The 25,298-nt window shown below is 39.6% G+C and carries 23 protein-coding genes and 1 pseudogene; 12 read left to right on the top strand and 12 right to left on the bottom strand.

Going from position 1 to position 25,298, the window contains the following annotated elements:
* Window positions 1-111: 111 nt before the first annotated feature.
* Window positions 112-531 carry a nucleoside-diphosphate kinase gene (locus OWEHO_RS05215; protein ID WP_014201425.1) on the bottom strand — a complete coding sequence of 140 codons (420 nt, stop codon included), beginning with the start codon at window positions 529-531 and terminating at the stop codon, window positions 112-114.
* A 201-nt stretch (window positions 532-732) separates the two neighbouring features.
* Here OWEHO_RS05215 and OWEHO_RS05210 point away from each other — a divergent pair, with 201 nt between their 5' ends.
* Together OWEHO_RS05210 and bshB1 are read left to right on the top strand one after the other, a co-directional pair.
* A complete protein-coding gene (locus tag OWEHO_RS05210; protein WP_014201424.1) occupies window positions 733-1,542 on the top strand; it encodes a hypothetical protein in 810 nt (269 codons plus the stop codon).
* Window positions 1,543-1,636: 94 nt separating this feature from the next.
* Complete coding sequence (gene bshB1, locus OWEHO_RS05205; protein ID WP_014201423.1) at window positions 1,637-2,362, top strand: bacillithiol biosynthesis deacetylase BshB1; 726 nt, start codon at window positions 1,637-1,639, stop codon at window positions 2,360-2,362.
* Between the two features lie 237 nt (window positions 2,363-2,599).
* Here the strand turns inward: bshB1 and OWEHO_RS05200 are convergent, their stop codons facing one another.
* Window positions 2,600-3,721 carry a glycosyltransferase gene (locus OWEHO_RS05200; RefSeq protein WP_014201422.1) on the bottom strand — a complete coding sequence of 374 codons (1,122 nt, stop codon included), beginning with the start codon at window positions 3,719-3,721 and terminating at the stop codon, window positions 2,600-2,602.
* Between the two features lie 126 nt (window positions 3,722-3,847).
* Between OWEHO_RS05200 and OWEHO_RS05195 the strand changes: the two genes are divergently transcribed.
* Entirely contained in the window at window positions 3,848-5,674 is a 1,827-nt protein-coding gene (locus OWEHO_RS05195; protein ID WP_014201421.1) for a M2 family metallopeptidase, read from the top strand.
* Window positions 5,675-5,772: 98 nt separating this feature from the next.
* Here OWEHO_RS05195 and OWEHO_RS18185 read toward each other — a convergent pair.
* Window positions 5,773-6,207 (bottom strand): annotated as a pseudogene (locus OWEHO_RS18185) (methylated-DNA--[protein]-cysteine S-methyltransferase); the annotation flags it as partial.
* 119 nt (window positions 6,208-6,326) lie between these two features.
* Between OWEHO_RS18185 and OWEHO_RS05190 the strand changes: the two are divergent.
* Window positions 6,327-7,082 carry a methyltransferase family protein gene (locus OWEHO_RS05190; RefSeq protein ID WP_014201420.1) on the top strand — a complete coding sequence of 252 codons (756 nt, stop codon included), beginning with the start codon at window positions 6,327-6,329 and terminating at the stop codon, window positions 7,080-7,082.
* Window positions 7,083-7,180: 98 nt separating this feature from the next.
* Window positions 7,181-8,305 carry a chorismate mutase gene (locus OWEHO_RS05185; RefSeq protein WP_014201419.1) on the top strand — a complete coding sequence of 375 codons (1,125 nt, stop codon included), beginning with the start codon at window positions 7,181-7,183 and terminating at the stop codon, window positions 8,303-8,305.
* Between the two features lie 33 nt (window positions 8,306-8,338).
* Here the strand turns inward: OWEHO_RS05185 and OWEHO_RS05180 are convergent, their stop codons facing one another.
* Together OWEHO_RS05180 and OWEHO_RS05175 are read right to left on the bottom strand one after the other, a co-directional pair.
* Window positions 8,339-8,623 (bottom strand): GNAT family N-acetyltransferase, encoded by a 285-nt coding sequence (locus tag OWEHO_RS05180; protein ID WP_014201418.1) that lies wholly within the window; start codon window positions 8,621-8,623, stop codon window positions 8,339-8,341.
* Window positions 8,624-8,750: 127 nt separating this feature from the next.
* Window positions 8,751-9,635: a diacylglycerol/lipid kinase family protein gene (locus OWEHO_RS05175; RefSeq protein ID WP_014201417.1), complete on the bottom strand. Its 885-nt coding sequence runs from the start codon at window positions 9,633-9,635 to the stop codon at window positions 8,751-8,753.
* Window positions 9,636-9,762: 127 nt separating this feature from the next.
* On the opposite strand from OWEHO_RS05175, the gene OWEHO_RS05170 reads away from it, so the two are divergent.
* Window positions 9,763-10,737, top strand: a complete 975-nt coding sequence (locus OWEHO_RS05170) for an App1 family protein (protein ID WP_169312764.1) — start codon at window positions 9,763-9,765, stop codon at window positions 10,735-10,737.
* A 329-nt stretch (window positions 10,738-11,066) separates the two neighbouring features.
* Here the strand turns inward: OWEHO_RS05170 and OWEHO_RS05165 are convergent, their stop codons facing one another.
* The gene (locus tag OWEHO_RS05165) at window positions 11,067-12,053 is read right to left on the bottom strand and encodes a YpdA family putative bacillithiol disulfide reductase (RefSeq protein ID WP_014201415.1); all 987 of its coding nucleotides are present in this window, start codon (window positions 12,051-12,053) and stop codon (window positions 11,067-11,069) included.
* Between the two features lie 168 nt (window positions 12,054-12,221).
* Here OWEHO_RS05165 and OWEHO_RS05160 point away from each other — a divergent pair, with 168 nt between their 5' ends.
* The 5 genes from OWEHO_RS05160 (at window position 12,222) to OWEHO_RS05140 (ending at window position 17,418) form a co-directional block, all read left to right on the top strand.
* The gene (locus tag OWEHO_RS05160) at window positions 12,222-13,319 is read left to right on the top strand and encodes a BamA/TamA family outer membrane protein (protein ID WP_169312763.1); all 1,098 of its coding nucleotides are present in this window, start codon (window positions 12,222-12,224) and stop codon (window positions 13,317-13,319) included.
* Window positions 13,320-13,345: 26 nt separating this feature from the next.
* Window positions 13,346-14,347, top strand: coding sequence for an FAD:protein FMN transferase (locus OWEHO_RS05155; RefSeq protein WP_014201413.1), 1,002 nt, complete (start codon window positions 13,346-13,348; stop codon window positions 14,345-14,347).
* A gap of 109 nt (window positions 14,348-14,456) precedes the next feature.
* The gene (locus OWEHO_RS05150; protein ID WP_014201412.1) at window positions 14,457-15,161 is read left to right on the top strand and encodes a hypothetical protein; all 705 of its coding nucleotides are present in this window, start codon (window positions 14,457-14,459) and stop codon (window positions 15,159-15,161) included.
* A complete protein-coding gene (locus OWEHO_RS05145; protein WP_014201411.1) occupies window positions 15,162-16,814 on the top strand; it encodes a tetratricopeptide repeat-containing sensor histidine kinase in 1,653 nt (550 codons plus the stop codon). It begins immediately after the preceding gene.
* Window positions 16,789-17,418, top strand: a complete 630-nt coding sequence (locus tag OWEHO_RS05140) for a response regulator transcription factor (RefSeq protein ID WP_014201410.1) — start codon at window positions 16,789-16,791, stop codon at window positions 17,416-17,418. The genes OWEHO_RS05145 and OWEHO_RS05140 overlap by 26 nt, the downstream gene beginning before the upstream one ends.
* A gap of 7 nt (window positions 17,419-17,425) precedes the next feature.
* Here the strand turns inward: OWEHO_RS05140 and OWEHO_RS05135 are convergent, their stop codons facing one another.
* From OWEHO_RS05135 to OWEHO_RS05120, 4 genes are all read right to left on the bottom strand, one after another.
* The gene (locus tag OWEHO_RS05135) at window positions 17,426-17,641 is read right to left on the bottom strand and encodes a hypothetical protein (protein ID WP_014201409.1); all 216 of its coding nucleotides are present in this window, start codon (window positions 17,639-17,641) and stop codon (window positions 17,426-17,428) included.
* A gap of 36 nt (window positions 17,642-17,677) precedes the next feature.
* On the bottom strand, window positions 17,678-18,700 hold the full coding sequence (gene murB, locus OWEHO_RS05130; RefSeq protein WP_014201408.1) for a UDP-N-acetylmuramate dehydrogenase: 1,023 nt from the start codon (window positions 18,698-18,700) through the stop codon (window positions 17,678-17,680).
* The gene (locus OWEHO_RS05125; RefSeq protein WP_014201407.1) at window positions 18,693-19,898 is read right to left on the bottom strand and encodes a pyridoxal phosphate-dependent aminotransferase; all 1,206 of its coding nucleotides are present in this window, start codon (window positions 19,896-19,898) and stop codon (window positions 18,693-18,695) included. Before OWEHO_RS05125 ends, murB begins: the two co-directional genes overlap by 8 nt.
* 85 nt (window positions 19,899-19,983) lie before the next feature.
* Window positions 19,984-20,430 (bottom strand): DUF1573 domain-containing protein, encoded by a 447-nt coding sequence (locus OWEHO_RS05120; protein WP_014201406.1) that lies wholly within the window; start codon window positions 20,428-20,430, stop codon window positions 19,984-19,986.
* Window positions 20,431-20,589: 159 nt separating this feature from the next.
* Between OWEHO_RS05120 and OWEHO_RS05115 the strand changes: the two genes are divergently transcribed.
* Entirely contained in the window at window positions 20,590-23,214 is a 2,625-nt protein-coding gene (locus tag OWEHO_RS05115) for a valine--tRNA ligase (protein ID WP_014201405.1), read from the top strand.
* 82 nt (window positions 23,215-23,296) lie between these two features.
* On the opposite strand, the gene OWEHO_RS05110 is transcribed toward OWEHO_RS05115, so the two are convergent.
* Both OWEHO_RS05110 and OWEHO_RS05105 read right to left on the bottom strand, forming a co-directional pair.
* Complete coding sequence (locus OWEHO_RS05110; RefSeq protein WP_014201404.1) at window positions 23,297-24,019, bottom strand: hypothetical protein; 723 nt, start codon at window positions 24,017-24,019, stop codon at window positions 23,297-23,299.
* A 138-nt stretch (window positions 24,020-24,157) separates the two neighbouring features.
* Window positions 24,158-25,291 (bottom strand): BamA/TamA family outer membrane protein, encoded by a 1,134-nt coding sequence (locus tag OWEHO_RS05105; protein ID WP_014201403.1) that lies wholly within the window; start codon window positions 25,289-25,291, stop codon window positions 24,158-24,160.
* Between the last annotated feature and the right edge of the window lie 7 nt (window positions 25,292-25,298).

Here is a 25,298-nt window from a genome sequence, read left to right as displayed (position 1 = left end):
GTCAGGCTGAGTGGCGCGAAGAATGAGCGGTGTATCGAAGCCTAAGCTTATAAAGCAAAAAAGCCCTCTTGGATTTCCAAGAGGGCTTTCACATTTATTCTAAATCAGTTCTTAGTACTGAGCTCTTTTTGCAAAGAAGAAAGAGCCTTCAATTTCTGCGTTTTCGTCAGAGTCACTTCCGTGAATAGCGTTTGCCGCGATAGAAGTAGCATACAACTTACGGATAGTTCCTTCTGCAGCTTCGGCTGGGTTTGTAGCACCGATTAAGGTACGGAAGTCAGCTACAGCATTGTCTTTTTCTAAGATAGCAGCCACGATAGGACCAGAAGACATATAGTCTACAAGTTCGCCATAAAATGGTCTTTCGCTGTGTACTTCGTAAAATTTCTGAGCATCCTTGCGAGAAAGCTGAGTCATTTCCATAGAAACGATGCGGAAACCAGCACCATTGATTTTTTCTAAAATTGCTCCAATGTGCCCTGCTTCAACAGCGTCAGGCTTAAGCATGGTAAAAGTTCTGTTAGTGACCATAATAATCTTTTAATAATGAGGATTCTAAATCGGCCGCGAAATTAAAAATTTATTGCCCCGCAGAGCTAATCATTTTGCAAAATATTAGGCCAATGTGGAAATCTGTATAAATTTGTGCAAACATTGTGGTAAACTAACCGTTATACCCAACGTTTTTAGATTACTTAACGTCTAATGTATAATAACAAACAAAAAACACTTATGAAAAAAATGAAATTGTTCGCACTAGGTCTTATTGGTGCTAGTATGATGATGACTTCTTGTGCAGATGATGATGAAGATCCAGCAGTAGGACCATCCCTTACAGTTACTGAAGAAAACTCAGCTGCGGGGGTTGTTGATGGAAAAGTGAATACAAGTGCTGATTCTCTTTATTTCAAATGGGATACTCGCGCAGGTGATGCTAAGTTGGAAACTTTTGAAATAAGTAAAGATGGCCAACCACCATTTAGTGTAATTACCGAAAACGGCAATGATTTAGATGATAACATCAAAAGCTCTGACAATGAAAGTTACCAGGATGGAGTTAAGTTTGCTACAAGTGCGGGAGTTTATACTTTCAAAGTAACTGATAGAGATGGAGAGACATCTTCAGTAGATATTGAAGTGACTATTGATCCAGGAACTACTCCACTTTCAGCTGAGCAATCTTTTACTTGGGAGCGTATGGGTGGTTCTGCCGGAACTGGTTTGGCTCAATTTGGGTTGAAATGGACAAGTAACTCATCTACTTCTGCAATTATTGCTGAGGATGCTGCTACTGTGTTTGTTGAGCTTCCTGCTTCTGCTTGGACTAGTATTACTACTAAAGAAGATCTTGCAGCGGCTATTACCGCAGCAACTCCAATTACTACTTACGAAGGTATTTCTGTAACTCAAAGCGGTACTTATGATGTGGTATTAGCTACCATGACCGGTACTGATGTTTACATTATGCATGTAACTGAGGCTACTGTTACTACTGGTGGTAGTGGTACTGATATTACCATCGATGGTATGTACAAAATGTAAAAATTGAATTTGCCTATTATGGCAATCGATATAAAACCTCGGAATTGTCTTCCGGGGTTTTTTTATGGACTTTTGTCAGCTCAAAATTTGAAATATGAAATTGGATATTCTTGCTTTTGGTGCGCATCCTGATGATGTGGAAATAAGTGCTGGTGGAACTTTGGCCTTACAAGCTTCATTGGGTTACAAATGTGGCATAGTGGATCTTACCCGTGGAGAACTAGGTACCCGGGGTACTCCTGAAATCAGAGATGCTGAAGCCAAGCGCGCAGGAGAAATTTTGAATGTTGAGGTTCGAGAGAACCTTGGTTTCCGTGATGGTTTCTTTATTAATGATGAGGCACACCAACTAGAAGCGGTGAAGATGATTCGTAAATACCGTCCGGAAATTGTGTTGGCAAATGCACCAACGGATCGTCATCCTGACCACGGAAAAGGTGGTGATTTGGTAAAGATTGCAGCCTTTTTAGCTGGACTAAAAAAGATTGAAACCTCTTTAGATGGTAGACCTCAGGAAGCTTACCGCCCGGCTTTGGTGCTGCATTATATACAGTTTCAAAGTTTGACACCAGATATCATCATGGATATTGGTGATTTCGTGGAAACAAAGATGGAGGCGATAGGAGCGTATGAGTCGCAGTTTTATAATCCAAATTCAAAGGAGCCGGTAACTGTTATCAGTAGCAAAAACTTTACGGATAGCATTCGTTATCGTTCACAGGATATGGGCAGATTGATAGGAGCGGCTAATGGCGAAGGCTTCATCAGTGCTCAAAACATTGGTATCAAAGATTTGATGAATCTTACTTCAGTACGTTAGAAGTTAGCTTTTTGGTATGAAAATATGCGGCCTCTCTGAGGTCGCTTTTGGTTTTAGACTTAATATGTCTATTCATATACAACCCTGCTAGGGTTGATCGCTTGCAGCCTAGCTTACTTAGAATTTAGACCTCAGTTTTTTCCATTTCGAATTTTGAGGGTGTATGACCTCAGAGAGGTCAAATGTCAATAGAGTTATTTGTAAAAATGCCTCACGACCCCAGCGGGGTCTCATCTATCAGGTATTTGTCATTTGCGAAAGCACATCGTGATAAATATCTTTTAACTGATGAGCCACCGCAGTATTGCTATAGATAGCCGAAGCCTCTTCGGCTATTTTTTTTGTCTCGTAGTATGAATAATTAGCCGCCATTTTTTGCAAGGCTACGGCAAAAGCTGCTTCATTTTCGGCTTCTACCAAAATGCCGTTATCCTCTGTGATTACTTCGGGAATACCGCCAACATCAGACGTGACAACAGGAACACCGCTGCATAGAGCTTCTAAAATGGTGCAAGGCTGATTTTCAAAATGACTAAACATTACCAAGGCATGTGCTGAGCGCATCAGCTCTGATATTTCCTGAATCGATTTTTCACCAAAAATTCTCACGTTTTCGGGTTTCAATCCTGCCACTTCAATTTTTGATTTAAATTCTTTAATATCTCCGTCTCCACCAATTTTCAATAGAAAATCAGTGCCTCCGTCCTGTAAGGTTTTAAAGCCTTTAAGGATTCCTGTAATGTTTTTGGAGCGCTCTTCTAACGTAGAGATATGTAGAAAAGTAAATCGCTCAGGCTTTGAGTCGGATGGATAAAAATGTTCTGTATCCACCACATTTGAAACCTTCTTATAGGGAGTTGTGCACCCAAATTTTACAATAGCTCGCCCAAGGTGATCAGATACGGGAAGTATTTTTTCAGCACCATTAAGAATGCGCTTGGTAATTCGCTTTCGTCCCACACCCCATTTATGACCCGATTGTTTGTGATACCCGGAAAAGTGCTCGGTTACCACATACGGGATTTCCATCTGGTAAGCCAAAATTCCGGCAGGGTAAGCTACATGAACATGGGCTAAGTCAAACTTACCTTTAAGCTCCATGGCTTTTTCAATGCCTTTAGCCATGGCTTTTTGGTAGCTAAAAAGAGGAAGCTTCTTCTTAAAGTAAACTCGAATCTCCAATAAGTTTCCTTCTTCTATTATTTCCACATTTGGCTCTGAAGCCTCAAATGCTGCAACAACGGTAACCGGGATTAATTGGGCTACAGCCAAAGCATGGCGTTGCACAAAATTACCAATGGTAGCGTGTTGCCTGGAAGGATACCAACTTGGGAGGAAGAGAATATTAGGGTTGTTCATTGCCTCAAAAGTAGCGCATAAGAAATGTATAAACTAAAGTGAAAGAGGCTTTTTGGCGAAAGTGTAGAATACTCAATTTTAGTGGAGAAAATTTATGAATATCTTCACGCCTTAAAATCTAGTCACATGAAAAAAGTAATACTTAGTCTATCGGTATTAGCCATGCTTTCGGCTTGTAATAATGAAGGTACAAGTGCTGAAAAGATTGAAGATAATTCGGCTTTGCAAGCCAAGGCGGATTCATTTATCACGGTTTACACCAATGAGTATCAACAGCTATATTATACTTCAGCAAAAGCAGAGTGGGAGCTGAACACACACATTGTAGAAGGTGATACTTTGACTTCGCAAAAAGCAGAGGAGGCAGGTGAGGCTTATGCGGCTTTTACCGGTAGTGAAAATAACATCAACGCGGCTCGTGAATTTTTGAAGGCAAAGGACAAGCTTACTCATTTGCAAGTGAAGCAGCTTGAGGCGATATTATATGCAGCTGGTGCTAATCCAGCGGTGGCGGCTGATATTGTGAGCCAAAAGATAAAGGCCGAAATGGAGCAAACGAAAACTTTGTTTGGTTATGATTTTAAAATTGATGGCAAGTCCGTTTCCACAAATGACATCGATGGTGTTTTGGAATCGTCCACTAATTTGCCTGAAAGGCTAAAGGCGTGGGAAGCCAGTAAAGAAGTAGGTAAAGAACTGAAAGGCGGCTTGGTAAACTTGCGCGATCTTAGAAACAAGAGTGTACAGGCTTTAGGCTACGATGATTATTTCCAGTTTCAGGTTTCCGAATATGGAATGACAACCCAGGAAATGATGGACTTGAACCAACAAGCTATTAAAGACATTTGGCCACTTTACCGCGAACTTCATACATGGGCTCGTTATGAATTAGCTAAAAAATATAAGCAACCCGTGCCTGAAATGCTACCCGCGCATTGGCTGCCAAATCGCTGGGGGCAGGAGTGGAGTAGTATGGTAAATGTGGAAGGACTCAACTTTGACAAAGCTCTCGAAGCTAAAGGTGCGGAGTGGATTACAAAACAAGGTGAAGACTTTTATGTGAGTCTTGGTTTTGATCCTTTACCGGAATCATTTTACACCTTGTCTAGTTTGTATCCGGCACCAGCTGATGCTGACTATAAAAAGAATAATCATGCGAGCGCCTGGCACATGGATCTTAAGCAGGATGTTCGTTCATTGATGAGTATTGAACCAAACACCCGCTGGTGGAATACTGTACTTCATGAGCTTGGACATATTTATTATTACCAGGCATACAGCACGCCTCAGGTTCCTGTTATTTTAAGAGGCGGGGCAAATCGTGCATACCACGAAGCTATCGGTACTTTGATTGGTTTGGCGAGTATGCAAAAGCCATTCTTGGTGCAGCAAGGTTTGGTAGATGAAAACCTGGAAGTTGACACCATAAAAGGTTTGCTAAAAGAAGCTTTGGATTACATCGTAGTTATGCCTTGGGCAAGTGGTGTAATGACTGATTTTGAGAATCAACTTTACTCTGAAAACTTATCGAAAGATGAATTCAACAAAACTTGGTGGGAGCTTAAAAAGAAGTATCAGGGAATTGTTCCTCCAACCGAAAGGGGAGAGGAGTTTTGTGATGCGGCTTCAAAAACGCACATTAACAATGATGCGGCTCAATACTATGATTATGCTTTGGCAAATGTGCTTTTGTTTCAATTTCACATGCACATTGCCAAGGATATTTTGAAGCAAAACCCGCATAACACCAATTATTATGGTAGTAAGGAAACAGGGGCGTTTTTAAATTCATTAATGGCTCCTGGAGCAACCCAAGATTGGAGAATCAATCTCGAAGATAACTTAGGTGAAGAAATTAGTGCCAAAGCTATTTTGGAATATTTTGCTCCATTGATGAAATGGCTGGAAAAAGAAAATGCAGGAAGAAAAGTTAGTCTTCCGGAAAGTATATAAGTGAAATTGAAATTTATTGAGGCCGTCAGGAGTTTTTCTGGCGGCTTTTTTTTATAGAAGAGCTCAGTTTGCCCGCTGATAAGGCTGCGCTCAAACCTAAGGAGCCATTGCTTTCTTTTGATGCCTCCAGCATATCCTACCAATTCACCAGATTGGCCAATAACCCTGTGGCAGGGCACCACTATGGCAAAAGGGTTTTTACCATTAGCTGCACCCACTGCTCTCACCTTTTTTTTGTCACCCAAGGCGAAAGCTAGCTGTCCATAGCTCCAGGTATGCCCAAAAGGAATTTCTTCCAAAGTTTTCCAAACTTCCAACTGAAATGGAGTGCCTATTTGATTGAGAGGTAAATCAAATTTCTTTAAATGATTATTAAAATATTGCTTGAGTTGAAAAGTAGCCTCATCGGTAAGATAATTTGGGTTTGTCTCTTGGTTTGGCTTTTCAAATAGAAACTCAATAGAGGTGATTTTACTTTCATTGGCTTCTACCTTTAAGGTGCCAGTGGGTGATTGTATGTAGTCGTAAAACATGGGTAAAACTTATCTTCAAATGGTGTGGTTCACAAATTAAGGAATCGGCTTGGCAATTGGTCATATCGCTACACAAATAGTTTATATCTTCGCCCACTTTAATAATTACAGCATTTCCTATGGCATTACAGGAAGAAATGGAAGTTCAGGGTAACTTTCTATTCAGATACAGAGGCGTACTTCCTTTGATTATTTTAGTTTTTGGCTTAGCCGTGTTTATTTTCAATAAGTACGGAGGCACTCCTCTTTCTGAAATGGGATGGGAAGAAAACTACTATTTTATCTGTTTTGGAGTTTGCATTTTTGGACTTCTTATTAGAATGTATACTGTGGGTCACACACCCAAAAATACCTCTGGCCGTAATACTTCTGAAGGTCAGGTAGCGGATGAAGTAAACACTACGGGAATTTATTCTGCCGTAAGGCACCCACTTTATGTAGGTAACTTTTTTATGTGGTTAGGTATTGGCATGCTTACACAAGATTTTTGGTTTTGTATGGCTTTTACCTTTTTGTACTGGGTATATTATGAGCGCATTATGTATGCCGAAGAGCAATTTTTGAGAAAGAAATTTGGAGCGGTTTATACCGATTGGGCTGAAACGGCACCTGCATTTATTCCAAGTTTTAAAAACTGGAAAAGCCCTAAACTACCTTTTAGTATTAAGAAGGTATTGTATAAAGAGAAAGCAGGAATCCTTTGGGTATTTGTTACTTTTTATGCCTTTGTTCTTATCGGAAATTATATTGAGACCGGAGAATTTGCCCTTATTCAAGGGTTTTGGCTCAATGCCTTAATTGCTGCCATCGCTTATTACATTATTGTAAAAGTGACCAATATGGCTACAGGTTTCTTCAATGAAGAAGGCCGCTGATATTTCCCTTTATTGGTTATCCATAATTAGTAATTGAAGAATAATATAGCCTCAAGTTTATTAGGCTAATAATTTTCACTCATCTTTGAGATTCAGCAATGAGTCATCATTTCAATACTATGCAAAACCATCTGGATATATTGCCCAAAGAGGAATGGCTAAACAAGGATCAAAAGCCGTATTATATTTTTGGTCCGTGTAGTGCTGAGTCTCCAGAACAAACGATGGAAACGGCAAAGCAAATTGCCGCTGAATATCCCAATGCAACTTATCGTGCAGGTATTTGGAAACCACGTACTCGCCCCAATAATTTTGAAGGTGCAGGTGAGCAAGGTTTAGATTGGCTTAAATCAGTAAAGCAAGAAACCGGCTTAAAAATATCTACTGAGGTTGCCGATGCTCATCATGTGGAAGCTTGCCTAAAGGCAGGAGTAGACGTGCTTTGGGTGGGGGCAAGAACTACGGTAAACCCGTTTTCTGTTCAGGCCATAGCCGATGCTTTACAAGGTGTGGATATCACCGTTTTTATAAAAAACCCGATAGTTCCTGATATCCAACTTTGGATGGGTGCTTTGGAACGAATAAATCAGGCTGGTGTTAAAAAATTAGGTGCCATCCACCGCGGTTTTCATTTTCACAATAGTGAACCTTACCGCAACTTGCCGAGATGGGAAATGCCACTGGAAATGATGGGGCAGTATACCAATCTGCCTATGATTTGTGATGTGAGTCACATCAGTGGCAAACCTCAGCTTATTCCATCAGTGGCTCAAAAAGCCATGGATCTAAATATGCAAGGCTTGATGGTGGAAACACACATTACACCGGAAAAAGCATTAAGCGATGCTAAGCAACAAATAACTCCTTCGAGTTTAAAGAAGCTCATTGATGGTCTTATTCTGCGTTCTCCAACGGCAGATAATCCTGAGTTTGAAAATATGATGGAGGCCCTACGTCAAAAGATTGATGAGATAGATAGAAATGTTCTCAATCAATTTTCAAATAGAATGAATTTGGTGCGCGAAATAGGCGTGTATAAGAAAGAGAATAACGTTACAATCTTTCAGCCAAGCCGCTGGGAGGCAATTTTGAGAAGGTCACTTGAAGATGCTGTAAATCTGGAATTGAGTCCTACTTTTGTAAAAGGGCTTTACATGCAAATCCATGATGAATCAATCCGTCAACAAACGGAAGTGATGAATACAAAAGCTGCGGCCAAGTAGGCCGGCAGCAATCTCAAAAAAAAATCAAGTCAATTATAGATGAATACCTACGGGAAGCATATGCTTGCGCTCGCGGTGATTCTTAAAATATTGTTTCACGAATTTGGTCATAGGAACCACACGCATGCCAGTTTCCTCAATCATATCCAATGTGAGTTTCAGCATTTCTTCGCCTTTGCCAGACTCTTCAAATTTAGGTGGGAATTCTACGCGAGTTAAAAAATACTTCTTTTCTTGAATTTGGTATTCGATGGTTGCCAATCTATCTCCTTCTACCACCTCAAAGTGGCGCATTTCAGTATTGTCAATAACATTCATAAATAGGGTGTGCTTTATCAGAAAATTCTTAGAACAGCCAACAAATTTACAAATAATCAATTTATTATTCAGACATAGCAATGCGCTTCTGCTTTTTAGTGGTGTAGTATAAATCTGTCAAAGTGTTTTAAAGGACTCTTGATTGGGGAACGACAAAACTTATACAATCAGGCAAAACTTCAACTTTCACCTGATTTGTATCAGGCTGTAGCTCACCATCAATTTGAAAAGGTACTTTTCGATCTGTATATATAGTGGCCTTTTTGCACTGAATGGTTTTCATGTGCTCCGATTCATCATTTATGATATCAAAGAAGTGGCCTGCAATGGCGGTAATATCGAAGTAATTAAGAATAGAAAGCTCGAGCAAGCCATCATTGATTTTACCTACATTATTTAATAATGCACCCGTGCCATATCGTTTGGCATTTCCAAAAGCAACCATGTATCCTTTGGTTTCCCTGGTATCTGTGTCGGTTTCAATTTTTATTTTAAATGGATTAAGATCAGATAGTTCACCAACAATCCCTTTTGCATAACCTAAAAAACCTCTACGGGGCCCTTCTTCAAACTGCTTCACTAATCCTGCATTTAAGCCGATATCACTAATGTGCATTCCTAAATCTTTATCGTTAAAAAGCAGCATATCGGATTTTCTGCTATAACCTCGATGCACCACATCAAGGGCATCCTTTATATTCTGAGGAATATGCAACTCAGCACTCATGCCATTAGCAGATCCCATGGGGAGGATCCCAAGCGGAACTTTGGAATTCATCAAAATGGAAGCACACAGTAAAACGGTGCCGTCACCGCCTACTGCAACTACTTTGGCAGGTGCAATTTCTTTTATCTTTTGTTCTAGATTTTCTTTATCATTTTTGCCCGAGGTTTCCCAAATTTCTATGCTTTCGCCTGAACTTTGACTCCAGCTTTTGATTGTTTTAGTAATAGAAGACTTATCATTATCCCCGGATATTGGGTTTACAACAAAGAGTGTTAGGCCGCTCATAGGTTTATTAATAAAAAGAGTTTTACAAATTTAGATGATTTCATCACCTCCAGAATGGTCGGATTACCGACAAGCTCCAATAAAAGGGAACTGGCTCAAACGCTGGATTAAAAGCCGTTTTCGCTATGTGGATTATCCATTTCTTTTGGCTTATAGAGGTTATGGAAATAGAGATAAATTTATTCTTCAAGGTCACGTATTTAGAGGAATGGCAATGACTAAACCAAAAAGGCATAACACGGCCTGGAAGAATTTTGTTGCACTTATCAAAATGTTTTTAGTGCGTACTGTCCCTGATGCACAAGTCAACCTAATTTTAGGTGATAAGAAATTTAATATTTCTACAAGAGAAGATGGTTTTTTTGAGTTTGAAATAGAAAACCATGAATTGCCAAAAGGTTGGCATAGGGTGTTTGTTGAGCTTCAAGATGAACTGGTGGAAGGGCAGGAGCAAGTATGTTTAGAGCCAGAAGTATTAATTGAGGATGATTTTGAGTATGGATTAATTTCTGATATAGATGATACTTTCTTAGTTTCTCATGTCACTAAATTTTGGCGTAAGTTGTACATTTTACTAACTAAAAATGCAGAATCCAGAAAGCCATTTAAAGGAGTAGTATCTTTTTATACAAGCTTAAGTAAAGGAGTAACGCCTGCAACTAATCCTTTTTTCTATGTATCAAGTAGCGAATGGAACCTGTATGATTTTTTAATAAACTTTATGCAGTTTCATAAGATGCCCAAAGGTGTGCTTCAACTTAAGGAATTGAAAGATAAGTGGCGCGACTTTTTCAAAAAGGGAAGTTTTAGTAATCACGATCATAAACGTGTGAAAATTGAACGTATTCTAAGTTTTCATCCTGATAAAAAGTTTGTTTTGCTTGGTGATAACGGGCAGCATGACCCATACATTTATCTTTCAATTGTGAAGGATTATCCCGATCGTATTAAGGCTGTTTATATCCGTGGGGTAAAGAGTTCTAACCGTAAAAAGGTAGATTTGGTGATGAGAGAAATAGAATATAATGGTGTGGAAGCATTGCAGTTTAGAAAGAGTATTGAGGCTGAGCAACACGCAAAAAGTATAGGTATTATTAATTAGGGAAACCTCTTTACACTTTACAGGACTAAGCTCTAGATTTCTGAGAAAAAGAAAAATCCCACAGAAACAAGTTCCGGGGATTTTTCACACTCCAACCAAACCTAACCAGTTGAGAAACTGGTTATTTTTTAAATAGTAAATAGGGATGCATAAATAATTTTTCTACAAATAGTTGAGTTCAACGGAACATCCCATCTTACTGTGTTAGCGTTGTTTTTAGTTGTTCGAAGGAGCTATTAAAATACCTTCCACGAGTACTTATCTTGCTAAATTCTGGGACAAATGTAGTTGAGCGATAAGATGGTTTTTAAAAATTTCGATGAAGTACATTATTTTGAATTTGACTGGCTTTCACCTTTGATTTTTTGCATAATGTCGTTCATAATAAGATCAGCATGAATCCGTGAATTTTCGATAAACCACTTAGCAGTTTCCATTCCGCCAACTACTACTCCAGCTAAGTAAAGTTGTCTAATGTTACTCTCCATATTGGCTTCATTATAGCTTGGTCTCATGGTCTTTTCATTAGAAATATTCACCCCAGCCATTTTTAAAAGGTCATATCCTGGTTGATAGCCTGTAAGGGCAAGTACAAAGTCATTTGGGATGGTATGTTCTTTATTGTCCTTCATAAATGTAAGGGAATGTTCTTCCACCTTGGTCACATTTGCATTAAAGTGAGCTTTGATAGAGCCTTCTTCTATTCGATTTTCAATATCTGGGCGAACCCAGTATTTTACACGGTTAGCAATTTCAGGCCCTCTAACAATCATTGTTACTTCTGCACCCTTACGCCAGCATTCAAGTGCGGCATCTACAGCTGAATTTTGGGCACCAATTACCACCACTTTTTGTCTGTAGTAGGGGTGAGGATCGGTATAATAATGTTTCACTTTTGATAACTCTTCTCCTGGGATATTGAGTTTATTAGGCAAATCGTAAAATCCTGTGGCTATCACTAAAGACTTGGTTTTGTAAATCCCTTTTGAAGTATTTACTACAAAATGATCTCCCCCTTTTGCTATCCCTTTTACAGACTCATAAAAATTGATATTAAGCTGAAATTTTTCGGCCACTCGCCTGTAGTATTCAAGAGCTTCATGTTTTCTTGGTTTCGGGTTGTTTGATACAAAGGGAACACCACCTATTTCCAGTTTTTCGCTGGTAGAAAAGAAGGTCATATTATCAGGGTAGTGGTACAGTGAATTTACCAAAACACCCTTTTCTAATATAAGGTAGTTGAGTTTGTGTTTTGTTGCTTCTATGCCGCAGGCCAGACCGATAGGGCCCGCTCCAATTATAAGTACGTCTAACATTTTGAATTTTTCGTATGTCACAATGTAAAGTTTAAAGTCAAAACTATATTCCAAACCTGCATATATTACGTTTATCGCAGCACACGTTTTATTTATCAAGTATTGATTAAACTAGCTTAAGGATTGAAGCATGAAGGAGGATTACCATTTTCTTACAAAAACAATAGATTGAGCATTTTTAAACATTCGTACTTAGTGACCTCACTGTTGCTTTGCGCAAATTTTTTATTTGCTCAACAAAAGCCTGAAACGGATACCGCTGATGAAGATCTTTTTTCCATCAATGTCCTTCCGGTAGGGTTTTACTCACCCGAAACAAGTTTAGCCTTTGGGGCCGGTGCCTTTTCCACATTTCAGTTTAAAGGTGACAAGAGCACTTTGAGCCAATCCCAAGTTGGGGTTTCCTATACTTTAGAAAATCAGCTTCTTTCTTTTTTATCATACCGCATATTTTGGTCAGATGATGACTGGCTATCCTATGGCGAACTAGGTTACTACAAATACATTTATAAATATTACGGAAACGGCCCGTATAATACCCTCGATGACGAGGAGGATTTTAGCTTTTTGCTGCCAAGAGTCAGGATAAATACCATGAGGCAAACCTTACCAGGCTTGTATGTAGGTGCTCGCTATTGGTTTGACGGCTTTGATGTATTTGAAGTAGAAGAAGATGGAATTTTAGATACCGCCAATATATTAGGAAAGGAAGGAGGGCGAGCTTCGGGAATAGGACCGGCCATAAACTATGACACACGAGATAATCAGCTATATCCAACCAAAGGATGGTATGCTGAGGCTTCAGCCATATGGAACTTTAAAGCTATTGGCAGCGAATATACTTTTGCAAAATATACAGTGGATGTGGTGAATTATTGGGCTTTTTATAAAAATCACATATTAGCCACTAATCTTTATGGTGAGCTCAACACAGGCGAAGTGCCTTTTCATCAAATGGCCCAGCTGGGCGGTGAGCGAAGGATGCGTGGCTTGTATAAAGGACGCTTTAGGGATAACACAGCTTGGATTTTTCAAGCAGAATACCGATGGATGTTTTTGTCGCGATGGGGGGTAGCAGCCTTTGGCGCGTTTGGCAATGTAGCGCATGGCATATCGGAATATGATTGGTCAGTTACTAAGCAGGTATTTGGTGGAGGTGTCCGTTTTAAAATAAGTAAGGATCGCAAGCTGAATATTCGAGCAGATGTGGGCTATTCACCGCAAGGCACTTTTAAATATTACATCACCTTTGGAGAGGCATTTTAACACGCTAATCTTGCTAAATTGCACCCATGAAAAAAATCGTATTGGCCATCATTGGCCTTGCTTTGGTAGGTTGTCGTGCAGAGACTATAATTTATGAAAATGAGTCTGTAGGTTACGCTCAGGGAAGTACTTATCAAATAAAATATATAACTGAATCCCAGCAAGACTGGACGGCTCAGTTTGATAGTATTTTCGAATATATCGACCAATCTATGAGTACTTATAAGGATGAGTCATTGATTTCACTTATCAATAGCGGTGATACCCTTGTAGAAGTAGATCACTTGTTTATGGAAGTTTTAAAAAGGTCATCTGAAATTTCAAGGGAATCGGATGGTTTGTTTGATGTAACCGTTGGTCCATTGGTAGAACTTTGGGGTTTTGGTAAAACCAAAAATATTGACATCGATAGCTCCAAAGTAGATTCTGCTAAAAGCTTAATTGGCTACAAGCAAATAGTGGTACAGAATAATTCGGTAAAGGTTCCTCAAGGTTTTAAAATTGATTTTAATTCTATCGCCCAAGGTTATACAGTGGATGTAGTTGCTCGATTTCTGGAAGATAACGGAGTGAATCAGTACATGGTAGAAGTAGGTGGCGAAGTTAGAGCAAAAGGAAAAAATAGTAAAGACCATTATTGGAAAATTGGGGTAGACAAACCTGCAGATGAAATTGATCCAGAAGATAGGTTTCAAATGATAGTAGAGCTTAGAGATAAGTCATTAGCTACTTCTGGAAACTATCGCAAGTATTGGGTAGACAGTGAAACGGGAATAAAATACGCCCACACCATAAACCCTAAAACTGGATTTCCGGCAAGAAATCAACTTTTGAGTGTGAGCATTATTGCTGATAAATGTATAGATGCAGATGCTTATGCAACCACTTGCATGGTAATGGGAATGCAGGCTGCACAATCTTATATTGAAGGAAAGGATGGAGTAGAGGCTTATTTTATTTCCACCGATGAAAACGGAGATTGGAAGGTAAATTTCACCAAGGGTTTTGAAGCATTTATCCTTAATTAAGGAGTACTTGTATTATTTATATTAAAGGAGAAAAACTTAAATTGAGATATATTATTCATAGTTTCAAGGCTTGATTTTTCAAAGTTTAACATCAACCAAATTTTAAGCTATGTCGGATATTAACAATATTAAGTTTTCCAATCTCACATTTTCGTATAAAAGTGATGACGTTTACAGCATTCATGCGACCTTTCAGTCATCTGGAGATTTGGTGGTTTCAGGATCCAGTCAGCCATCTTACAATGAATTTGATGTTAGTTTTAGTGACTCAGGTAGCGATAGTTTAAATGGTGAAATCAGCTTTTCTGCTGAATTAGATGCTCCATCGCCAAACCCAGATTGGCAAAATGCAGTAAACTTTAAATTTTTGGATTTGACTTCGGGTGCATCTGCCTCAAAAAAATCGCATGGAAAAATAAGAGGGAATAATTGTCCACCTCCAGGAGCGCCAACTGAAGAGTTAGTGGGCGTGCTAGGGTCTCTTGATGACTATGGTGCGCGAATAAAAACCGTTATTATGCAAAGAACTGGGGGTGATACTCAAGTTACCATTACGACCGAAAATATAAATGGAGAACCGACAGGCTATAGAATTGTAGGAAATATGGAGCACATTATAGAAACGGGTAGTGGCCCTGTGCATACATGGGCATTTGAAATTGAGGAAGATAAAACAGTAGATGTAGATAATGTTTTTCAGTTTGACTTTTCTAGTGTAGATGCTGAAGTGGGCTTACCTATATTGTTTTATGCAAAAGGCACTGATGTAAATGACGTGCATCAATCAGATGCTTTGCTATGGATAGAACAATAAATGAAGTTTCGAAAATTTCAAATAATATTTTTAGTTCTATTCGGAAGCCTTGCTTCTGTATATAGTCAAACTCCCTATCAGCTTGATAGCACAATGGTGGTGGTGCGAGATGGTGATGACGATTGGTTTACAAAAGAGCGAAAGTATAGAGAGCTTCTTTTTATCGCAGAACAAAAGGGCTATACTTTACAGCAAACCTATTTGTTACGGTTTATTGGAGATTGTGCTAATGAACTTACTGATTACAAGAGGGCGATTCAACTTTATAAGAAGGCCTTGGTCTTGGCCGAATCAAATGGTTATGATTATTCATGTGAAGCTATCGTTGTAAATATTGCAGCGCCCTATACTTATCTTGAGGAATATGACAGTGCATTGTTTTGGTATAACAGAGCATTTTGTGAGGCTTACCCAGATGACACTAATGCCTTAGTAAAAAACTATTACAATCAATCGCTTTTATTCAGCAATATGGAAGATGAAGAAAGAGCGGAGGAGTATATAGACAAGTTGCTCGAACTTCAAACAAATGAAGAGGTTGAAGAGTTTGTTGCCAGTGCTTTACGAAGGAAATATCTAATGGATTATGAGAGAGACAGAAATTCGGAAGTTTTTAGCAAGCTAAAAGGGCTAATCGGTTTCTATCCTCGAAAGAATATTGTAGAGGTATATAACTCAGTAGCAGATTTGTACCGAGAAGAAGGTATTTATGATAGCGCGTTGGTGTACTACAATCTTACCCTAAGATATGCAGATACGTTAAATGATCAATTTTATATGATTGGTGCAAATGAGCAGATTGCGGAGTTGAATAGTATACTTCATGTTCAGAATAAAAAGAAGGAAACATGGATATGGGGACTTTCTGGAGCTCTGGCTGGTGTTGTAGCTTTATTAATGCTGGTGTGGCGCACTATTCAACAAAAGCGAAAAATTGCATATCAAAAATTACAAATTAAAAATCAACAGGTTAATGAACTTTTAAAAGATCAGGAGATAGCTTCTACACAGGCTATGCTTGAGGGGCAGGATAATGAGCGGAGGCGAATTGCAGAAGAGCTTCATGATACATTAGGAAGCATGCTTGCCACTGTAAAGCTTCATTTTGGGCATGTGGAAGATGTTATTGATACCGGCAGCAGCAGAGGTAGAGAGCAGTATATAAAAGCCGAAGTTTTACTGAATGAGGCTTGCGGTGAGGTAAGACGTATTTCTCATGACCTTTATTCAGGGGTTTTGATGAAATTTGGCCTTAAGGCTGCTCTAGAGCAATTACAGGAAACGCTTAGTGATTCAGCAGGTTTACAGGTTCAGTTTATCACATCGGGATTAACAGGCCGCTTGCCTTACGAATCAGAAATGAACCTCTATAGGGTGGTTCAGGAATTGGTTTCAAATACCATTAAGTATTCAGGAGCTACAAAGATTACTCTTCAAATAGGCCAGCAAGAGGATGAACTCAATCTGATGTATGAGGATAATGGAAAGGGATTTGACCTATCTAAAGTAAAAAGAGGGATGGGGCTGGATAATATAGAGAACCGGGTTAAGCGATTAAGTGGTAAACTCCATATAGATTCTACACCTGGCTACGGAATGACAGTGATAATAGAAATACCAATAGATCATGATAAGAGTACTACTAGCGGATGATCATAAAATGTTTTTGGAAGGTCTTTATTCTATTTTGAGCCATGAAGAAGGATTTAAAATTCTAGGACAGGCATCAGATGGTGTTGAATTAATGGAATTGCTGAAAACGAATCAGCCAGACGTTATTGTTTTGGATATTAATATGCCAAACATGGATGGTATTGAAAGCGCGTCAAAGATTGTAGAAGAATATCCAGAGGTGAAAATCTTAATTGTGAGCATGTTTAAGAAAAGCATGATAATAGAAAAACTCATGAAGATTGGAGTGCATGGTTATATTCTAAAAGATGCAGGTAAGAAGGAGCTATTGGCTGCCGTACGCTCAGTGGCAATGGGTACTGATTACTTTGGAGAAGAAGTAAAGCAGAAGATAGTAGAGAAAATGCAGCGTAAGAATAATGGCGAGCTGGAACTTACCGAAAGGGAAATTGAAATATTGGAGCAAATAGCCAAAGGCTTTACTACAAATCAAATTTCTGAAAACCTGTTTATAAGCCCCCACACTGTAGAAACTCACCGAAAAAACCTAATGAATAAAGCACACACCAATAATGTGGTGCAGCTTATAAATTGGGGACGTGAAAACGAATGGCTAAGAGAGTAGAGGTGTTTTAAGCAGCCTGAGTACCGTCTTGCTTTTCAGGGCTTTTACACTTTTCTTCAGGCGATGCTCCACAAAAACTGCATGGCTCACCTTCTTCATTCAAAAATGGGCTGTTGCTAGCACAGGTTCCTGAAAACTCACCATCTTTCTTTGCCCATATTTTTATGGCAATACCAGCAAATCCAAGACCGAGTAAAACTAAAGCGATTATAAAAACTTGCATTGTAATGTAATTTATCTTGAAGTTGAAATTGAGGTATTAAATCAAGTTAATCTCCTCTTCCAAATTTACCGCAAAGGTACGTTTTATTGATTCTTTTATCTCTGTAGCCAAAGCTTCAATTTCCTTGCCAGAAGCCTTGCCGTGATTCACTAAAACCAAGGCTTGCTTTTCATGTACAGCTGCGTCTCCACGTCTAAAGCCTTTCCAACCAGCTTTTTCAATTAACCAACCAGCTGCCAGTTTGGTATATCCGTTTCCGGCAGGGTATGCCACTATATCAGGAAATTCAGCTTTCAATTTTTCATAAGCAGCATTTGGCACCACTGGGTTTTTGAAAAAACTACCACTATTTCCAAGTAAAACTGGGTCTGGTAGCTTGCTGCTGCGAATGTTGCACACTGCTTTTGAAATAGATTGAATACTAGGCTCTTCGCCCATTCTTTCCAATTCAGCCTCTATAGCGCCATACTTGGTATTAAGTACATGATTAGTATGAGTGAGGCAAAAGAAGACTCTAATAATGATGTACTTATTTTTTCCTCCTTCTTTAAAATAAGATTGGCGATAGCCAAAATTGCAATCCTCTGCTCTAAAAATTTCAAACTCCCCGGTCTCCATATTTAGAGCTTCCAGGTGGTGGAAAGTGTCCTTCACCTCCACGCCATAGGCTCCAATATTTTGAACAGGAGCGGTGCCAACATTACCAGGAATTAGCGATAGATTTTCTAACCCGCCTAAGCCTTGCTCGATGGTCCACTGCACAAACTGGTGCCAGTTTTCACCCGCCATTACCGATACTAAAGTATAGTCATCATGACTTTTCTCGATCCATTTTTCCTTAAAGGAAATTTTAATGATAAGACCATCAAAATCTTGGGTGAGGAGCATATTGCTTCCTCCACCCAAAATCATTTTCTTTCCTTTAAATTCCTCCTGATGGATAATCCAGAGAAGGTCATCTACGGTGATGGCTTCAAAAAAATATTTGGCTCGAGCCTCTACACCAAAGGTGTTAAATCCCTTTAGTGAGAGATCCTTTAGTATCCTTTTTTCATTCATGTAATAAAGATCCTGGGTATTCTCTAAGTGCTTCTCTAATAATTTCTACTGAAGCTTTTAGTGCATCTTGATTTAATACATAAGCCAATCGCACTTGATTTAGTCCCATGCCTGGAGTGGCGTAAAAGCCTTCAGCAGGAGCAATCATTACAGTGTGACCATCTTTTTCGAAAGTAGAAAGAAGCCATTGTGCAAACCGCTCAGCACTATCTACAGGTAGTGATGCTACTGCATAAAATGCTCCTTTTGGTTTTGGGCAATAAACTCCCTCAATGCTGTTCAGTCCATCAACTAAAATGTCCCGTCTCTTCACATACTCTTCGCGAACATTGGTAAAGTACTCAGGTCCGGTAGTCAAAGCAGCTTCGGAAGCTATTTGGGCCAAAGTAGGAGGGCTCAATCTTGCTTGCGCAAATTTCATAGCGGTAGCCATTACTTGCTTGTTGCGCGATACAATGGCGCCAATACGAGCTCCGCACATGCTGTATCGTTTAGACACAGAGTCAATCACGATAGCGTGTTCTTCTAAGCCGTCAAGGCTAAGAATAGAAATATGCTCAGCATCATCGTAAGCAAATTCACGATAAACTTCGTCAGCAATAAGGTAAAGGTCATGCTTTAGGGCAAGCTCTTTCAGCTGTTCAAGTTCTTCACGGGTATATAAGTATCCGGTTGGATTACCTGGGTTGCAAATCATAATCGCTTTGGTGCGATCAGTAATCAGGCTTTCAAAATCAGCGATGGGAGGCAAGGCAAACTCATCCACCAAGCGAGAAGTTACAGGAACAACACTAACCCCTGCTGAAATTCCAAAACCATTGTAATTAGCATAAAAAGGCTCTGGAATAATAATTTCGTCATCAGGATCGGCAATACTATTTAATGCAAAAAGTATGGCTTCTGAACCACCTGTGGTAACTATAAGGTCATCCTCGGTGATGTCAATCCCCACTTTTGCGTAATAATCTACTAAGCCTAATCTGTAAGATGGAAAACCAGCCGAATGACTGTACTCTAATACTTTTAAACTTGAATTCTTTATGGCATCAAAAGCAGCTGGCGGAGTTTCAATATCAGGCTGACCAATATTGAGGTGATACACTTCGCGGCCTTTGGCTTTGGCTCCTTCAGCAAAAGGAACGAGCTTACGAATTGGTGATTCGGGCATGGTTAGCCCTTTAATTGATATTGCTGGCATTTACTGGTATGCTTATCAGATTTATATAAAAAACAAAACCCCCTTAGCAGAGCTAAGAGGGTGCAAATGTAATTTTTATAAATCGTTATTTCGACTCTTCCATCATAGAGGTTTTGTCGGCTTTTTCAGGAGTAGTTTTTACCTGCTCAGGCTTCTTTACATTCCCTTTAATGCGAATAACTTTAGTAGAGGTAGCCGCATTAGAGTGAATAGTTACACTTTTGGTAAAAGGTCCTACACGCTTAGTGTCATACTTTACTTTGATAGCCGCTTTTTCGCCTGGAGCGATAGGCTCACGTGGCCAAGTAGGAACAGTACATCCACATGATCCTTGGGCATTCGAAATAATAAGAGGCTCCTTACCGGTGTTGGTAAATACAAATTCTCTTTTTCCGTCAGCACCTTGATCGATGGTACCGTAGTCAATAGTTTCGGTTTCAAACGAAATTTCTGGTGAATTGGGGTTAGATTCTTGCGCAAACGCAAAAGTTCCGGTTGCAATAAATGCAAGTGCTAATAGTAGCTTCTTCATGGTAATTTTCTTTTTTGTTGGACAAACATAATGGTTAATGTCATATTTTAAAAACACATAATGAGTGCGCTAAAAATGTGCCAAGATTTTTTGACGGTAGCTAAGTACAATTTATACCTTTGGCGCCATTGTTATTTTTCCTTGTAAAACATAGACTTAATGAGCATTAGCGCTAATTTCGAATATAAAGAAGCCGAGCAAAAGTGGTACCAGTATTGGCTAGAGAATAAATTTTTTGAATCGACTCCTGATGAGCGAAAGCCTTATACTATTGTCATTCCTCCACCAAATGTTACGGGAGTATTGCACATGGGGCATATGCTCAATAATACTTTGCAGGATGTAATTATTCGAAGAGCGCGCATGCGCGGCTACAATGCTTGCTGGGTTCCTGGTACTGACCATGCATCAATTGCTACCGAAGCTAAAGTTGTAGCAAAGCTTAAAGCTGAAGGTATTAATAAAGATAGCCTTACTCGTGACGAATTTTTGGAACACGCTTGGGAGTGGACGCATAAACATGGCGGAATAATCCTCGATCAGTTGAAGCGTTTAGGAGCATCTTGTGATTGGAGTAGGGAGGCTTTCACTATGGATGAAATCCGTAGCGAGTCTGTGATTAAGGTTTTTGTGGATCTTTATAATAAAGGTCTTATTTATCGCGGTTACCGTATGGTAAACTGGGATCCTGAGGCAAAAACCACACTTTCTGACGAAGAGGTGATTCACAAAGATGTGAACGCCAAGCTTTATTATCTGAAGTATAAAATTGAAGGTTCTGAAGAATTTATAACCGTTGCAACTACACGTCCTGAAACTATTTTTGGAGATACTGCTGTTTGCATAAACCCTGCTGATGAGCGTTATTCTCACCTCAAAGGGAAAAAGGTAATTGTACCTATAGCCAACAGAGCGGTTCCTATTATTGAAGATGATTATGTAGATCTTGAGTTTGGTACCGGTTGCTTGAAAATCACTCCAGCTCATGATATTAATGATAAAGCCATTGGTGATCGTCACAATTTAAATGTGATTGACTCACTTAATGATGACGGTACTTTGAATGACCACGCCATGCATTATGCAGGCAAAGATCGTTTTGTAGTTCGTAAAGAAATTTTCAAAGAGCTTGAGGAAAAAGATCTTTTGGCGAAAGTGGAAGACTATAATACTTCGGTAGGAACCAGTGAAAGAACAGGAGCAGTGATTGAGCCACGTCTTTCGGATCAATGGTTCTTGAAAATGAAGGAAATTGCAAAGCCAGCCTTGGACTCTGTGATGAGTGATGAGGTGCAGCTTATTCCTGAAAAGTTTAAGAACACGTATCGCCACTGGATGGAGAATGTTCATGATTGGAACATTAGCCGCCAGCTTTGGTGGGGACACCAAATTCCTGCTTGGTTTTACGGAAACGGAAAAGAAGATTTTGTGGTAGCTGAAAATGCTGATGAGGCATTAAAATTAGCACAAGAGAAAACAGGAAAGGCCCTTACCGCAGAAGACCTTTCTCAGGACAAAGACGCTCTAGATACGTGGTTTTCTTCGTGGCTATGGCCAATTTCTGTATTTGATGGAATTCGTAATCCAGATAATGAAGAGATAAATTATTACTACCCAACACAAGATTTGATTACAGCACCAGAGATTTTATTTTTCTGGGTGGGGCGTATGGTGATGGCGGGTTATGAGTACCGCAAAGAGCGTCCTTTTAGCAATGTTTACCTTACGGGAATCGTTCGCGATAAGCAAGGACGTAAAATGTCAAAATCTTTGGGTAATTCTCCTGACCCAATCAGCTTGATGGAAAAATACAGTACGGACGGTGTTCGTGTGGGTATGTTGCTTACTTCCCCTGCTGGTAATGACTTGCCTTTTGATGAAGACCTTTGTGTACAGGGAAGAAATTTCTCTAATAAAATCTGGAATGCCCTTCGCTTGGTAAAAGGATGGGAGGTAGCTGATGGCGAACCAACTGAAGCTGCTGCCTCGGCCATAAAATGGCTGGATGAGCGCTTTAAGAAAACAATGGTTTCTATTGATGAGTCTTTCGAAAAGTATCGTATTTCAGAAGCTCTGATGAGCACCTATAAATTTGTGTGGGATGATTTCTGTAGCTGGTACTTGGAAGCGATTAAGCCTGCCTTTGGTGAGCCGATTGATAGAAAGACTTTAGAAGTTACTTTAGATTATTTTGAAAGAATCACAGTAATTCTTCATCCCTTCATGCCTTTCATTAGTGAAGAAATTTGGCACTTAATAAAGGAGCGTAAAGAAGGGGAAACGCTGTGTTTGCAAGCATGGCCAGAAGCTGCTGAAAGTGATGAAGCTTTGCTTTCTGACTTTGATCAGGCTGCAGCTGTGGTAAACGGAATTAGAAACATCAGAGCGAGTAAAAATATTTCCTTCAAGGACCAAATAGAACTGGTGGCTCCGGCCGCTGATGCCATCCCTACGGCTTTTGAAAAGCTAATTGTGAAGCTGGGGAACCTGAGCAGCATTGCTACAGAAGGTGCAGGCGATGGACCTGGTTTTACCTTCCTTGCCGGTAAATATGAAATGCTTATCCCTGCCGGTGATGCAATTGATGTGGAAGCCGAAAAGGAAAAACTTCGTGCTGATTTGGAATATCAGCAAGGTTTCTTAAAATCAGTATCCAAAAAGCTTTCTAATGAGCGCTTTGTGAGCGGTGCACCTGCAGCCGTGGTTGATGGAGAGCGTAAAAAACAAGCTGATGCAGAAGCTAAGATTAAAGCTTTGGAAGAGCGATTGGCAGCGATGAGCTAAGCCAGTTTGATATAAAAAATTAAGCCCCGCCCTGAAATATTTCGGAGCGGGGCTTTTTCATTTGGTTGGAGTCAAACAAAAATTATTCTACTCTTCTCCACACTTTCTGGGTAATATCTACAACAATATCTTCCCACTCCTCTAGAGCGTTATCCCACGAGCCTTCGCCATACTCGGCATCATACTCTTCTTTCATTTTCCAGTCATTCTCGTCCATTTCAGCCCATTTGTCAAAAGGCCAGGTAAGGGCTACATCACGGCCATCATTAGAGTGATATTCATTTGTCCACATGTGAAACTCTTCATTTTTCTTTTTGTGAATGGCGGCTACTTTTTCCATAAAGGCTTCAAAGCGGTACCATTCGCCTCTTTTCACATCTACTACCCAAGTGGTTTGCATGGATTCATTATCTCCATCATTTACCGATAATTCATTGTTATGTCGCCAAAACTCTGACCGCCCATATTCTGCTACATAAGTAGCAATCTTTTTTCTCCAATCGTCAGCATGTGCTCCTTCACCAGGTGCTCCATCTAGCTGGGTATAACTAAATGGTCCCATTGTCCATACATACCAACCGGCCTCATCGCCTACGGTGATGTAAAAGAGACTGGACACGTATGCACCGTCTTTGTGAAAAGTATTGTTGTGAGATTTTACGGCAGCTTCAAATTTCGCTTCCATGCCGGGCTTCACTTTAATGTACTCTATTGATACTATTGTGGATTTTAGAGCTTCTTGTTGCCCCATCATAAGTAGGGGTAAACAGAATACGCCCACCAAAAGGTTGGTTAACTTTCTCATTATAATTTAAGGTTTGGTTATTAAACCTTAAATGTAGGGAAATTAAACCATATTTACTTGGTTTAATTTATTGATAATTAGGTATTTAATGTAGTGTAAAAGCTGCCTGAATGTAGGTAGGTTAAAAATATTGATTTACTAAAAAGCCTCAGCAAAATTGATGTAGAATCCTTTAATACGGTTTTGGCCAAAACCCCAGTCAAAACGAAGATTGGTTTGGTGTTCGCTATCCACCATTAGGCGAAGACCTACACCATAGGAAATCCAAAAACCATCAAGTGACAGATCTTCATAAGAGTGAGCCACGCGGCCAGTACCTACCCAAGTGGTAAGTCCAAAAATGCTCCAGATAGGCATACGGTATTCTACTTGAGTATCTACCAAAACTCTATCGCGTAATGCTCCTTGATAATAGCCTCGCATGGTGTTTTCTCCACCCATCAGGGCTAAATCATAAAAAGGTACTTCACCGGTACAAAACGTTGTGGTGGCCTGCATGGCAATTACATGTTTGTACCAAGGGTTGTAGTATTTTCTTAAATCAAGATTGAATTTTGAATACTGATATTGACTGCCGATGAACTCTGGGTAAAAAGTGTAGCTCAAACTTGCATACTCTCCTGCAAAAGGATTGTAGCGATTATCTCTACTATCATAGCGAGTAGCTAGGTTTATGCCAAAATTTGTATTGGGAGTAAGGCCAACTGCATCATCTTGAACCAAAATTCCGGTAGTATCATATTCAAGATCCGTGTAGTCTGAAATATCAAATCCTAAACCTACATAGAGGTCTTTTGCAACCATTAGATATCCGGTATTAACAAACCTAAAGCGGCTGAATCCATATTGCTCTAGATCTTCGGCTATGACGTCATTTCCTATGCCAAATACATATTCATTTTGCTTTCGGTAGTTTATAAAGCCAAGTACCATATACTTATTTTCATTCCAAATGAAATCTGTAGAAACAGACATGTTTATGCGCCCTTCGGTAGAAAAAGAAATAACCTCAGCAATACGTGATGGTTGCGAAATAGTATCTCGCTTATCCATGTCAATTAGGTTGTACTTAGCCAAACCTACGATGTGTCCGGCTTCGGTAGAGTAGGAGTATAGTGGAACGGGGATTATCTTAAAAAGCTTTTCTGCTTTTTGGTTGAATTGATCAAACTTTGAAGGTTCCTTTCCTTCACTTTGGGTGCTATCAGACTGTGCGAAAATTACAGAACCAAAGCCTAAAAAGAAAAGGACAATGAGAGATATTGAGCGCATTTATGAA

The organism is Owenweeksia hongkongensis DSM 17368, from assembly GCF_000236705.1.
GTDB classification, from domain to species: Bacteria; Bacteroidota; Bacteroidia; order Flavobacteriales; family Schleiferiaceae; genus Owenweeksia; species Owenweeksia hongkongensis.
This window is presented reverse-complemented; position numbering and strand designations above follow the sequence as displayed.